Here is a 12677-nt window from a genome sequence, read left to right as displayed (position 1 = left end):
GATCGGCCGCAGGACAAGCTGGCAAGCGGCCGTTTGCAGCGGCGACGAACCTGTTAGGCTGCCGGCCGAACGATAGGCCGAACACCACGAAGGACGAAAAGCCGTGCCGATGCCGACCCGACCGACTTGCCCGAGCGAAACACGATCGCCGAGGCCGTGATGGAGGATCGCATCAACGCCTTCGTGCCCGGCCCGCGCATCCGCATCCCCGGTCGATCCGGCGGGCCGCTCTCGGGCCTGACCTTCGCGGTCAAGGACCTGTTCGACGTCGCGGGCACGCCGACCGGTGGTGGCAACCATGACTGGGCGCGGGCCAACCCCGTCCCGGAGCGCCATGCCTGGGCGGTGCAGGCCTTGCTCGATGCCGGCGCCGAGCTCGTCGGCAAGACCATCACCGACGAGGTCTCGCTGGGCATCCTCGGCGAGAACGCCTTCGACGGCACGCCCTTGAACACGGCCGCGCCCGAGCGCGTGCCGGGCGGCTCCTCCTCCGGCTCGGCCGCGGCCGTCGCCGCCGGGCTCTGCAACACCGCCTTGGGCACCGATACCGGCGGCTCGATGCGCGTGCCCGGCAGCTTCTGCGGACTCTACAGCATCCGGCCGACCCATGGCCGGCTCGACCTCACCGGGCTGATGCCGCAGGCGCCGAGTTCGGACACCGCCGGCTGGTTCACCCGCGACGCCGCGACCTTCGCCCGTGTCGGCACGGCGCTGCTCGGCGAGGCGCCCGGCCCCTTGCCGACGAAGCTGCTCGTCGCCGTCGATGCCTTCGGCTTTGCCGACCCGGAGGTCGCGAACGCCCTCCAGCCGATGGTCCAGCGGCTCGCTGGCGTGCTGGATGCGACGCCGCGCGACGAGATCATGGCGCCGCAGGGCCTTTCCGTCTGGGCCCGGGCACAGCGCAGCCTCCAGCCGGTCGAGGCCTGGCAAACCTTCCGCCCCTGGATCGAGCGGGACAATCCGCGCATGGCCTTCAGCGTCGCGGCCGGGCTGATCGCCGGCTCGCAGGTGCCCGTCGCCGAGCAGAACTGGGCCGCGCTGATGCGCGAGGAAGTCCGCGCAAGGCTGCGCTACCTGCTGCCATCCGGCACGATCCTGTGCCTGCCGACGACGCCCTTCCCAGCCCCCTTACGCGGCCTGCCCATGCCGGTGCTCCGGCCGATGCGGGACCGCATCACCTGCCTCTGCGCGCAGGGCGGCTTGGCAGGCCACCCGCAGGTCAACCTGCCCGGCGCCCGCGTCGACGGCGCACCGGTCGGCCTGTCCATCATCGGCGGGCGCGGCACGGATGCCAGCCTCATCGCCGTCGCACAGGCCATGGAGGCCGCATCATGACCGACCTGACCCCGAACATTCCTGACGTGGTGGCCGAGATCAGCGCCCTGTTCGAGGCTTACGAGCAGGCGCTGATCGACAAGAATGTCGATGTGCTGGACGCCGCCTTCTGGAACAGCCCGCACACGATCCGCTACGCGCTGCACGAGAACGGCTACGGCTTCAAGGAAATCCACGATCACCGCGTCGCCCGCCCGCCGGGGCCGGGCATCAAGGAGAAGCGGATTCGGCTGGAGATCCTGACGCTGGGACGCGACATCGCCACGGTGAACCTGGAGTTCAAGGTGCGCGGGCGCGACGTGATCGGCCGGCAGAGCCAGAGCTGGATGCGCTTTCCGGATCTGGGCTGGAAGGTGGTCTCCGCCCATGTCTCGACGATGGAGGGGCCGCGCCTCTGGTAGGCACGGCCCGAAACCTCAACGCTTGCGGACGAACTCCGTCCGCAACACGAGGCCCTTGATCGTGTCGTGGCGGCAGTCGATCTCCTCGACATTCTCGGTCAGGCGGATCGAACGAATGACCGTGCCCTGCTTCAGGGTCTGGTTCGCGCCCTTCACCTTGAGGTCCTTGACCAGGACCACGGAATCGCCGTCGGCAAGCACATTGCCAGCGGCATCGCGCACGACTGGCGCCGCGGCAGCTGCGGCGGCCTGCTTCACTTCCGAGGCCGGGCGCCATTCCCCGGTCGCCTCGTCATAAATGTAATCGTCGTCGGACATGTCTTTCCCATGTTGCGGCCGGGCACTCGCCATCGGCCCGATCCGGCGGGGTTACACGATGCCCGGCGACTTCGCCAAATCGAAGGCTAAACGGTGCCCAGCGGCTTCTCGGCCATCTCGGTCGCAACGCCAGCGTCGATCGGCGTCTCATAGGTCATCAGCATGTAGCCGAGCACCGAGTAGAAGCCGACCGTGCCGATCAGGTCGAACACCGCCTCGCGCCCGATCACGGTGGCGAGTTCGGCTTCCTGCGCAAGCGACAGCCGCTTGTCGTCGAAGAGCGCATCGACCGCCCGCACGATCAGCCCGTCCTCACCCTCCGGCTCGCCACGCAGGGCGGCGATACGGGCGTCGCTCATCCCAAGCACCCGCGCCCGGCTGACATGATGCGCCCATTCATAGGGCGAGCCCATGCGATGGGCCGCGCGCAGGATCACCACCTCCGAGCGCACCGGCCCGAGCGCGCTGTCCTTGACGACATGCTGGCGAAGCGGCGCCCAGGCCTTCAGCAAGGCCGGGTGATGCGCCATCGTCCGGTAGACATTGAGCGCGCCGGCAAAGCCGGTCTTCATCTCGGCGATCGATTCGGGCCAGTCAGCATCGCTGATCGGCGGGCAGGGAGAGGTCGTCATCGGAGGTCTCGCGGAGGTCAGGACACGAGACCTCTAGCACAGAGCGGAGCGCCGTCAGGCCACCCGCTTCAGCGCGCCACGCAGCGTCTCGACCATCTCGCCGATCTGACCCTCCTCGACGATCAGCGGCGGCGACAGCGCGATGATATCCCCGGTGACGCGGATCAGCAGGCCCTTCTCGAAGCAGTCGACAAAGACCTCATAGGCACGGGCACCAGCAGCGCCGTCGCGCGATGCGAGCTCGACGCCGGCGACGAGGCCGAGATTGCGGATGTCGATCACATGCGGGGCATCGCGCAGCGAATGCATCGCGCTTTCCCAAGCCGGCGCCAGCGTCGCCGCCCGCGTCAGCAGCCCTTCGGCCGCATAGATGTCGAGCGTGGCGATACCCGCTGCGCAGGCGACCGGATGGCCGGAATAGGTATAGCCGTGGAACAGCTCGATCATCCCCTCCGGCCCGGTCATCAGGCCGTCATGCACCTTGCGGCTGGCGAAGACCGCGCCCATCGGCACCGCGCCGTTGGTCAGGCCCTTGGCGGTGGTCATCAGGTCCGGCATCACCCCGAAATAATCGGCGGCGAAAGGCGTGCCGAGACGGCCGAAGCCGGTGATGACCTCGTCGAAGATCAAGAGGATGCCGTGCTTGGTCGCGATCTCGCGCAGGCGCTGCAGATAGCCCTTCGGCGGCAGCAGCACGCCGGTGGAGCCTGCCATCGGCTCGACGATCACGGCCGCGATCGTCTCCGCGCCATGCAGCGCGACCAGCCGCTCGAGATCGTCGGCAAGCTCGGCGCCATGCTCCGGCAGGCCGCGGGTGAAGGCGTTGCGCGCGGGATCATGGGTGTGGCGCAGATGGTCGGTGCCCGGCAGCTGCGGGAAGACGCGGCGATTGTTGACGAGGCCGCCGACCGAGATGCCGCCGAAGCCGACACCGTGATAGCCACGCTCCCGCCCGATCAGGCGGGTCCGCGTGCCCTGGCCGATGGCGCGCTGATAGGCCACCGCGATCTTGAGCGCTGTATCGACCGATTCCGAACCCGAGCCGGTGAAGAAGACGCGGTCGAGCTTGTTCGCGCCCTCCCCCGGCGCGATGGCGGCAAGCCGCTCTGCGAAATCGAACACGATGGGGTGGCCCATCTGGAAGGCCGGTGCGAAATCGAGCTCGGCGATCTGGTGCGAGACGGCCTCGCTGATCTGCCGCCGACCATGCCCGGCATTGCAACACCAAAGCCCGGCCGTGCCATCCATCACCTTGCGGCCGTCCTCGGTGGCGTAATGCATGCCGCTGGCGCTGGCGAGCAGGCGCGGCGCCTGCTTGAACTGGCGGTTCGCGGTGAAAGGCATCCAGAAGGCGTCGAGCGAACGGGCATTCTGCAGCGCGGACGGCTTGGTGTTGACGGTCATGACGGCCTCCCTGTGTGGCTCGTCAGTGCTCATGTTTTTATCAACGCAACAAGTCTGTTTCAGCATCGCCATAATCCGTTGAAAAAATTGGTCTGATCTGAAAATCGTTCAAGATCGAGAACAGCAGGAACAGGCCGCGATGAATATCGATGTCGGAGCCCGGCTCAGATATGTCCGGATGCAGCGCGGCCTGTCGCAAAGGGCGCTCGCCAAGCAGGCCGGCGTGACCAATTCCTCGATCTCGCTGATCGAGGCGAACGAGGTGAATCCCTCGGTCGGCGTGCTCAAGCGCATTCTCGACGGCATTCCGATCAGTCTGTCCGAGTTCTTCGCCTTCGAGCCGGAAAAGCCACGGCAGGTGTTCTATCAGGCGCAGGAACTGGTCGAGATCGGCAAGGGCGGCATCTCCTTCCGCCAGGTCGGCGAGAACCTGTTCGGCCGCGCGCTCCAGATCATCAAGGAGCGCTACGAGCCCGGCGCCGATACCGGCCGCGTGATGCTGACCCATGAGGGCGAGGAAGGCGGCGTCGTCATCAGTGGCCGTATGGAACTCACCGTCGGCGAGGAGCGACGCATCCTCGGCCCCGGCGACGCCTATTATTTCGAGAGCAACCGCCCGCACCGTTTCCGCTGCGTCGGCCCGGTTCCCTGCGAGATCGTCAGCGCCTGCACGCCACCGACGTTCTAGGCGCTATCGATATTTGGCTACAGCCGGTTCAAGCCACACCCTTGTCATTCCGGGGCGCGCCGAAGGCGTGAACCCGGAATGACAACGGCGGTTACCGCGCACGGCTTCATTCGATTCCTGCATGATAATAATTGGACGATTTAATTTGAAAATCCGCACCGCGGCCCCATCATACCGCCAAACAATATAACAACTCCGGGGCACAATACTTCGACGCCTTTCGACGATGCCTATGACGTCGGCAGTCGAACCTGCTGGCGTGCAGCTTCTCGATCCCAATCGAAGTCAAACCAACCTCCCCGGCAACACCAGGGACGAAACATGAATAGGCGCGATTTCCTAAAATTCGCCGCGCAGTCGGCTGTCTTTACGCAACTGGCTCCATTCTTTACTGCGCCGGCCCATGCCGCCGGTAAGAAGGAACTCCGCTACATTCCCGAGGCGGACCTCAACATCCTCGATCCGGTCTGGAGCACCTCGACCATCGTCCAAGTCTACGGCCATCTGGTGTTCGACACGCTCTACGGCTTCGATAAGGACTACAACGTCCATCCACAGATGGCCGAGAGCCATGTCGTCTCTGACGACAAGCTGCAATGGACGATCAAGCTGCGCGATGGCCTGCAGTTCCATGACGGCCAGCCGGTCCTGGCCAAGGATTGCGTCGCCAGCATCAACCGCTGGGGCAAGCGCGACTTCATGGGCGCGGCCCTGCTCGGCGTGGTCGACACGATGACCGCACTCGACGACCGCACGCTCCAGTTCAAGCTCAAGAAGCCCTTCCCGCTGCTACCGATGACGCTCGCCACCAGCGGCTCGAACATGCCGGCGATCATGCCGGAGCGCATCGCCATGACCTCGCCGACCGAACAGATCCGCGAGAGCATTGGCTCCGGTCCCTATCGCTTCGCGAAGGAGCAGTGGGTCTCGGGCTCGAAGGCGGTCTTTGAGAAATTCGCCGGCTACAAGCCGCGCAGTGACGCCTTCGCGCCGAGCTATACCGCCGGCCCGAAGATCGCTCATTTCGAGAAGATCGTCTGGAACATCATCCCCGACGCCTCGACCGCCGCCGCCGCTCTCCAGGCCGGCGAGATCGACATGATCGAAATGGTCGGCGCCGATTTCCTGCCCGTGCTCAAGGCCGATCCCAGCATCAAACTGATGCCGCGCTCGACGCCGAATTTCGCGGTGATGCGCTTCAACCACCTGCAGCCGCCCTTCAACAACCCAGCGATCCGGCGCGCGCTGCTCAAGGCCTTCGACCAGCGTGCGATCATGTCCGGCACCTTCGGCGAGGAGAACGCGGCGTTCTGGCAGTCCGGCGTCGGCTTCTTCAGCCCGGATTCGCCGATGACGACGACGGTCGGCCTGGAGGCCTTCACCAGCCCGCGCGACGTCAAGAAGGCGGCCGAGGAGATCAAGGCTGCCGGCTACAACGGCGAGCGCGTCGTGGTGCTCGATCCCGTCGACTATCCCTGGACGCATCCCTGCACCTTGCTCGCCGCCGACACGCTGAAGAAGGTCGGCCTCAACGTTGACATCCAGGCGATGGACTGGGGCACGCTGATGCAGCGCCGCCTCAGCAAGGAGCCCGCGGACAAGGGCGGCTGGAACGTTTTCCTCACCGCTCTCTCAGGCATGAGCAACTTCAACCCGGTCGGGCATGTCGGCCTGCGCGGCAACGGCAACGATGCCTGGGTCGGCTGGCCGACGGCGCCCCGCCTGGAAGAACTGCGCCAGCAATGGCTCGATGCGCCCGACGTCGCCACACAGAAGAAGCTCTGCGAGGAGATCCAGAAGCAGGCGCTGATCGATGTGCCCTATATCCCGCTCGGCGGCTTCGCGACCGTCAGCGGCTACAGGAGCAACGTGACGGATATCCAGCTCCAGCGGCCGCTCTTCTTCACGATGACCGCCAAGGGCTGAGACAAGCCCCATGCTCTCCCATATCGCGCGCCGGCTGCTTGCAGCGCTGCCGGTCATGGCCTTCGTCGCCCTGTTCGTCTTCGGCCTGCTCTATCTCGCGCCGGGTGATCCCGCCGCGATCATGGCCGGGGACCAGGCGACGGCGGCCGATATCGCCCGCATCCGCATCGCGCTCAAGCTCGACGACCCGTTCCCGATCCGCTTCGGGAACTGGGTCTGGAGCCTGCTCCATGGCGATCTCGGCCTCTCGCTCTTCACCAACCAGCCGGTCGCAGCGATGATCGTCCAGCGCCTGGAGCCGACCTATCTGCTGATGCTGATGACGCTCGTCGTCGCTGTGTCTCTGGCGCTGCCGATCGGCGTGATCGCCGCCTGGAAGCACAATACGACAAGCGACCGCGCGGTTATGGTCTTCGCCGTGCTCAGCTTTTCGCTGCCCTCCTTCGTCGTCGGCTATCTCCTGGCCTTCGTCTTCGGCCTGCAGCTGCGCTGGCTGCCGGTGCAAGGCTATGTGCCGATGTCCAACGGCCTCTGGCCGGCGGTGCGCAGCCTGATCCTGCCGGCGATCGCGCTCGGCAGCGTCTATATCGGCCTGCTCGCCCGCATCACCCGCGCCACCATGCTGGAGGTGCTGGCCCAGGATTATGTCCGCACCGCCCGCGCCAAGGGCGCCGAGGAGCGCAAGATCCTGTTCAAGCACGCGCTGAAGAACTGCTCTGTGCCGATCATCACCACCATCGGCAGCGGCGTCGCGCTGCTGATCGGCGGCGCCATCGTCACCGAGACCGTCTTCGCCATTCCCGGCCTCGGGCGGCTGACCGTCGATGCAATCCTGCGCCGCGACTATCCCGTCATCCAGGGCGTCATCCTGCTGTTCAGCTTCATGTACGTGCTCGTGAACCTGCTGGTCGACATGCTCTACACCGTCTTCGATCCGAGGATCCGCTATTGACCGCCATCACCTCCGACGTCGCGCCGCGCGGCGGCCGGCAGAGCCGGCTCGGGCAGCTCGCCCGCAATCCAAGCATCGCCTGCGGCGCCGCCGTGCTCGTGCTCCTCATCCTGATCGCGCTGCTCGCGCCCTGGCTCGGCACGCGTGATCCGACGGCGATCTCGGCCTTCGACCGCGCCAAGGTGCCCTCGGCCACGTTCTGGTTCGGCACCGACATGCTCGGCCGCGATCTCTATTCCCGCGTGCTCTACGGCACCCGCGTCTCGCTCATCGTCGGCTTCTCGGTGGCGATCGGCGCGACCATTCTGGGCGTGCTGATCGGCGTCTTCGCCGGTTTCCTGCCCCGCTTCGACGCCTTCGTCATGCGGGTGATGGACGGGCTGATGGCGATCCCCTCGATCCTGCTCGCGATCGCGCTGATCGCGCTCAATCGCGCCTCGATCTGGAACGTCATCCTCGCCGTCACCATCGCCGAGACGCCCCGCGTCGTGCGGCTGATCCGCGGCGTCGTGCTCTTCCTGCGCGAGGAGCCCTATGTCGAGGCCGCCCGCTCCTGCGGCGCCAGCGTGCCCTGGATCGTCTTCCGCCACATCCTGCCTAACACCTTCGCACCGATCGCGGTCCAGGCGACCTATATCTGCGCGGTCGCGATCCTCGCCGAAGCCGCTCTCTCGTTCATCGGTGCGGGCGTGCCGCCGTCGACCCCGTCCTGGGGCAACATCATGGCCGAGGGCCGGGCGCTCTGGCAGATCAAGCCATACATCATCTTCTTCCCCGCGCTGTTCCTCTCGATCACCGTGCTTGCCATCAACATGCTCGGCGACGGCCTGCGCGATGCCCTCGATCCGCGCCTGCGCAAGCGGGTGTGAGTCCGGAATGCCTCCACGGGAGCCAAGCTCGGTACGCCCCACTCTCGTGGATACCTCGCCCCGCCGCGCGACGCCGGCGGGGCGCCTTTTATGCCGACGGCTGCGGCAAGCTGGTCCTATGATCCCGGCAGAGCAAAGCCGTCATCGACGTTGAGAAGCCGGCATAGGCCGGTCTGGAAGAAGGAGACGCCTCGTGACTGATACCCTCTTGATCCGGAATGTCCGCCCGGCCGGCGACACGGCGACGGACGTTCTGGTCCGTGGCGGGCGTATCGCGGCGATCGGCGCCGGCGCGACCGGAGGCGACGCGACCTTCGATGCCGGCGGACGGTTGATGATCCCCGGTCTCATTGAGGCCCACACCCATCTCGACAAGAGCTTCTGGGGCATGGGCTGGCACAAGCACACCGCCGGCCCCGCGCTGATCGACAAGATCGAGACCGAGCGCCGCAACCGCCGCGAATTCGGCATCGAACCCGACCGCCAATCCGGCCGGCTCGTCGCCCAGATGGTCAAGCTGGGGACCACCCATATCCGCAGCCATGTCGACGTCGACACGGAGATCGGCCTCGCCGGCATCGAGGGCGTCATGGCCATGCGCGAGCGCCTCAAGGACGTGATCGATGTCGAGATCGTCGCCTTCGCGCAATCCGGCATGCTGATCCGCCCCGGCACGCTCGAACTGCTCGACCAGGCGATGGCGATGGGTGCCGATGTCGTCGGCGGCCTCGATCCCTGCACGCTCGACCGCGACCCCAAGGGTCATCTCGACGCGATCTTCGGCCTCGCCGAGACATACGGCCGCCCGCTCGACATTCATCTGCATGAGCGTGGCGAGGTCGGCGCCTTCTCGATGGAGCTCATCATCGAGCGCACCCGCGCGCTTGGCATGCAGGGCAAGGTCGCGATCAGCCATGCCTTCTGCCTGGGCATGCCTGATGCCGACCATGTCCGCCGCCTGCTGGAGGATCTGGCAAAAGAGCGCATCGCGCTGGTCACGACCGCGCCGGCTTCCTCGCCTGCACCGTCCGTCATGGCCTGCCTCAAGGCCGGCGTCGTCATCGCCGGCGGCTCGGACGGCGTGCGTGACAGCTGGAACCCCTATGGCATGGGCGACATGCTGGAGCGGGCAACGCTGGTCGGCCTGCGCAATAATTTCCGCCGCGACGAGGAGATGGAGCTGGCGCTCGACGTCTGCACCTATCAGGGCGCCAAGACGATGGGCATCGCGGATTACGGCCTCGATGTCGGCTGCATCGCCGATCTCGTGATCCTGCCGGGTGAGACGATCTGCGAGGCCATCGTCGAGCGCCCGGCCGACCGCACCGTCGTCAAGCGCGGCAGGATCGTCGCCCGCCATGGCGAGCTGACCCAGCCCATCGCCTGACGGGCCGATCCTACCTCCGCACATGAAAAGGGCCGCCGGTCACCCCGGCGGCCCTTTTCAGTGCATTTAACAGAAGCCAATTCATCCCGCTCGGAAACACGCCGTCATCCCGGACTTGATCCGGGATCCATGCCGGACCATTTCCGATAAAGGTTCTGGCATGGATCCCGGGTCTGCGCTTCGCTTCGCCCGGGATGACCGCGTTCTTTGAAGACGCGAGAGGCCCGGAAAAGCTTCAGGCCGCCGCCGCGAAGGCTTCGTCGGAAACGATCTGCGTGCCGGCCTCGCCGCGGAGCGCCGCGACCGCATCCTCGATGCGCGCGATGATGCAGCGCCGGCCGCCGCCTTCGATGAACTGGACAGCCGCGTCGATCTTCGGCCCCATGCTGCCCGGCGGGAAATGCCCCTCTTCATGCAGGCGCTTGATCTCGGACAGGCTGACGCGATCGAGGAAGCGCTGCTCCGGCTTGCCGAAATGCACGGCGACGCGCGGCACGGCGGTCAGGATGATCATGTCCGGGATGTCGAGCAGGTTCGCCATCTTGGCGGTGGTGCGGTCCTTGTCGATCACGGCCTCGACGCCGCGGCTCTGGCCGTTGGGCTGGCGTACCACCGGCACGCCACCGCCGCCGCCCGCGATCACGACTGCGCCCTTCTCGGCCAGCGCTTGCACGAGGTCGAAATCGACGATGTGCTGCGGCAGCGGCGAGGGCACGACGTGCCGGTAGCCGCGGCCGGAATCCTCCTTCATCAGCCAGCCCATCTCGGCGCTGAGGGCCTTGGCCTCCTCCTCGGTGTAGAAATAGCCGATCGGCTTCGACGGGTTCTGGAAGGCCGGATCGTTCGGGTCGACCTCGACCTGGGTCAGCACGCAGGTCACCTCGCGCGGATTGCCCTTGGCGCGCAGCGCGTTCTCCAGCGCCTGCGTCAGGAGATAGGCGATGCCGCCCTGGCTATGGGCGACGCAGATGTCGAGCGGCATCGGCGCGACGCGATGGCGGGCGATGGCATGGCGCAGCAGCATCTTGCCGACGACCGGGCCGTTGCCATGGGTGATGATGAGCTGCGAGCCGAGCTCCATCAGCGGCAGCAGGGCGGCGCCCGTCTCGGCGGCGAGCTTCTCCTGCTCCTCGGCCGTGCCGCGGATGCCCTCGGGATGGATGGCGTTGCCGCCGATGGCGATGATCAGGCGATCCGGAACGGCGTCGATCGAAGTCATGAATCCTCCTCCCACGCGCCGGCCGGCAGGTCGCGACGCATGTTGAAATTGTTCGTTGGCGTGGAACGCGGGCCGCTCAGGGGCGGCCCGCGGCAGTCTTCAGGCCGCAGCGCTTTGGTCGATGACGCCGTCCTGGCGCGCGAAGGCGAGCAGCGCCTTCTCGAAAGCCTCCATCGGCGGATAGGTGATGCCGGCGCCGATCATGCCGATGCCGGCTTCCTTATGGGCGATGGCAGTGTTGATGACGGGCATGATGCCGGTCTGCAGCACCTTGCGCATGTCGATGCCGGTTGGCACGCCCTTGAAGTTGAGCAGGGGCACCGTGACGTTCGGGTTCTCGGCCGTGGTGATCTCGGCCATGCGGACCGAGAAGCCGATGGCTTCGTCGACCGTGCCGCCGACGAGTGGCACGATGGCCGGTGCCGCCGCCATGGCGAAGCCGCCGATGCCATAGGTCTCGGTGATCGCGCTGTCGCCGATATCGAGGCCGGAATCCTCCGGCTTGTAGCCGGCGAACATCGGGCCGATGACCTTCTGGGCCGGACCGGTGAACCAGGTGAAGCCCGGCACGCCGCTGATGCGGATGCCGAACTCGACGCCGTTGCGGCACATCGTCGTCAGGATGGTCGAATGCGGCACGTCATGGGCGGCGTCGAGCGCGCATTTGCACATCGCCATCCAGGTCGGCCCGGAGAAATAGTCGCTGCTGGCGACGAAATCGAAGACCTCGCGCTTCTGGGCCGTCGTGAACGACGTCTCCAGGATGAAGGGCGCGAGCTTCTGGATCAGGATCGTCGTGCCGGCCACGTTGCGGTTATGGCACTCGTCGCCCATGTGCAGCGCCTGCGAGAGCAGCAGGCGCAGGTCGATCTCGCCGGCGATCTGCATGGCTTCGCGCAGGATCGGGCCGAGTACGTCGCGCATCCAGTTCAGCCGGGCGATGACGGTCTCGTCATTGGCGCCCATGCGCAGGATCTTGGAGAGCTGCTCGCTGAGATTGGTGTAGGCGACGTTGCCGTAGGTCTTGTTCTTGACGACGTGCATGAACATCGAGGCCGAGGTCACGCCCGCCATCGAGCCCACGCAGTTATGCTCGTGGCAGGGCGAGAAGGTGATCTCGCCGGAGGCCGCGAGCGCCGCCGCCGCCTCCAGGTTCTTGGCCAACCCCTCGAAGACCAGCGCGCCGGTGACGGCGCCCTTCATCGGGCCGGACATCCGCTCCCAGGTGATTGGCGGGCCGGCATGCAGGATGGTGGTCTTGGTCATGCCGGGCACGACTTCGAGCGCCGGACCGAAGCCGACCAGCACGGGCTGCGACTTCAGGATGCGCTCGACCGCTTCCTGGTTCGCCTTCTCGATACGCGCCGCGATCTCGGGGCGCGCGAGGGCTTCGAGCGCGTCGATCAGCTCGGGCTTGCCGCCGGCCGGCGGGCGCCAGTCGAGATGGACGGCGCTGCCGCCCTGCTTCTCGATGTCGTCCTTGAACATTTCGAGGCCGACATTGATGACGCTGACCTTACTGAACAGGTCGTTGATGCTGGACATG

General features: G+C 66.4%; 12 protein-coding genes. 7 read left to right on the top strand and 5 right to left on the bottom strand.

Annotation, left to right across the window (positions count from 1 at the left end):
- Positions 1–126: 126 nt before the first annotated feature.
- Together AC6RIC_RS05675 and AC6RIC_RS05670 are read left to right on the top strand one after the other, a co-directional pair.
- Complete coding sequence (locus tag AC6RIC_RS05675) at positions 127–1335, top strand: amidase (protein ID WP_499735451.1); 1209 nt, start codon at positions 127–129, stop codon at positions 1333–1335.
- A complete protein-coding gene (locus AC6RIC_RS05670) occupies positions 1332–1736 on the top strand; it encodes an AtzH-like domain-containing protein (RefSeq protein WP_499735450.1) in 405 nt (134 codons plus the stop codon). The genes AC6RIC_RS05675 and AC6RIC_RS05670 overlap by 4 nt, the downstream gene beginning before the upstream one ends.
- 15 nt (positions 1737–1751) lie before the next feature.
- Here the strand turns inward: AC6RIC_RS05670 and AC6RIC_RS05665 are convergent, their stop codons facing one another.
- The 3 genes from AC6RIC_RS05665 to aptA form a co-directional block, all read right to left on the bottom strand.
- On the bottom strand, positions 1752–2054 hold the full coding sequence (locus AC6RIC_RS05665) for an alkylphosphonate utilization protein (protein WP_061970508.1): 303 nt from the start codon (positions 2052–2054) through the stop codon (positions 1752–1754).
- Positions 2055–2140: 86 nt separating this feature from the next.
- Positions 2141–2686 (bottom strand): carboxymuconolactone decarboxylase family protein, encoded by a 546-nt coding sequence (locus AC6RIC_RS05660; RefSeq protein ID WP_499735449.1) that lies wholly within the window; start codon positions 2684–2686, stop codon positions 2141–2143.
- 54 nt (positions 2687–2740) lie between these two features.
- Entirely contained in the window at positions 2741–4090 is a 1350-nt protein-coding gene (aptA, locus tag AC6RIC_RS05655; protein WP_499735448.1) for an omega-aminotransferase AptA, read from the bottom strand.
- 139 nt (positions 4091–4229) lie between these two features.
- Here aptA and AC6RIC_RS05650 point away from each other — a divergent pair, with 139 nt between their 5' ends.
- The 5 genes from AC6RIC_RS05650 to AC6RIC_RS05630 all read left to right on the top strand — a co-directional run bounded on the left by AC6RIC_RS05650 (position 4230) and on the right by AC6RIC_RS05630 (position 9912).
- Positions 4230–4778, top strand: coding sequence for a cupin domain-containing protein (locus AC6RIC_RS05650; RefSeq protein ID WP_454655375.1), 549 nt, complete (start codon positions 4230–4232; stop codon positions 4776–4778).
- Positions 4779–5099: 321 nt separating this feature from the next.
- Positions 5100–6704 carry an ABC transporter substrate-binding protein gene (locus AC6RIC_RS05645; RefSeq protein WP_499735447.1) on the top strand — a complete coding sequence of 535 codons (1605 nt, stop codon included), beginning with the start codon at positions 5100–5102 and terminating at the stop codon, positions 6702–6704.
- Between the two features lie 10 nt (positions 6705–6714).
- Positions 6715–7656: an ABC transporter permease gene (locus AC6RIC_RS05640; protein WP_499735446.1), complete on the top strand. Its 942-nt coding sequence runs from the start codon at positions 6715–6717 to the stop codon at positions 7654–7656.
- The gene (locus AC6RIC_RS05635; protein ID WP_499735445.1) at positions 7653–8525 is read left to right on the top strand and encodes an ABC transporter permease; all 873 of its coding nucleotides are present in this window, start codon (positions 7653–7655) and stop codon (positions 8523–8525) included. The genes AC6RIC_RS05640 and AC6RIC_RS05635 overlap by 4 nt, the downstream gene beginning before the upstream one ends.
- A gap of 193 nt (positions 8526–8718) precedes the next feature.
- A complete protein-coding gene (locus AC6RIC_RS05630; RefSeq protein WP_499735444.1) occupies positions 8719–9912 on the top strand; it encodes an amidohydrolase family protein in 1194 nt (397 codons plus the stop codon).
- A 235-nt stretch (positions 9913–10147) separates the two neighbouring features.
- Here the strand turns inward: AC6RIC_RS05630 and arcC are convergent, their stop codons facing one another.
- Together arcC and AC6RIC_RS05620 are read right to left on the bottom strand one after the other, a co-directional pair.
- Positions 10148–11131 (bottom strand): carbamate kinase, encoded by a 984-nt coding sequence (gene arcC, locus AC6RIC_RS05625; RefSeq protein ID WP_454655369.1) that lies wholly within the window; start codon positions 11129–11131, stop codon positions 10148–10150.
- A gap of 99 nt (positions 11132–11230) precedes the next feature.
- On the bottom strand, positions 11231–12676 hold the full coding sequence (locus tag AC6RIC_RS05620; RefSeq protein WP_499735443.1) for a YlbE family protein: 1446 nt from the start codon (positions 12674–12676) through the stop codon (positions 11231–11233).
- Position 12677: the final 1 nt, after the last annotated feature.

Source organism: Allobosea sp. TBD101 (genome assembly GCF_059817965.1).
This window is presented reverse-complemented; position numbering and strand designations above follow the sequence as displayed.

What these genes read in the sequence shown, in the direction of transcription:
- AC6RIC_RS05620 (WP_499735443.1), bottom strand. Translation starts at nt 12,676, where the DNA reads ATGTCCAGCATCAACGACCTGTTCAGTAAGGTCAGCGTCATCAATGTC.
- arcC (WP_454655369.1), bottom strand. Translation starts at nt 11,131, where the DNA reads ATGACTTCGATCGACGCCGTTCCGGATCGCCTGATCATCGCCATCGGC.
- AC6RIC_RS05660 (WP_499735449.1), bottom strand. Translation starts at nt 2,686, where the DNA reads ATGACGACCTCTCCCTGCCCGCCGATCAGCGATGCTGACTGGCCCGAA.
- AC6RIC_RS05650 (WP_454655375.1), top strand. Translation starts at nt 4,230, where the DNA reads ATGAATATCGATGTCGGAGCCCGGCTCAGATATGTCCGGATGCAGCGC.
- AC6RIC_RS05670 (WP_499735450.1), top strand. Translation starts at nt 1,332, where the DNA reads ATGACCGACCTGACCCCGAACATTCCTGACGTGGTGGCCGAGATCAGC.
- AC6RIC_RS05645 (WP_499735447.1), top strand. Translation starts at nt 5,100, where the DNA reads ATGAATAGGCGCGATTTCCTAAAATTCGCCGCGCAGTCGGCTGTCTTT.
- AC6RIC_RS05640 (WP_499735446.1), top strand. Translation starts at nt 6,715, where the DNA reads ATGCTCTCCCATATCGCGCGCCGGCTGCTTGCAGCGCTGCCGGTCATG.
- AC6RIC_RS05665 (WP_061970508.1), bottom strand. Translation starts at nt 2,054, where the DNA reads ATGTCCGACGACGATTACATTTATGACGAGGCGACCGGGGAATGGCGC.
- aptA (WP_499735448.1), bottom strand. Translation starts at nt 4,090, where the DNA reads ATGACCGTCAACACCAAGCCGTCCGCGCTGCAGAATGCCCGTTCGCTC.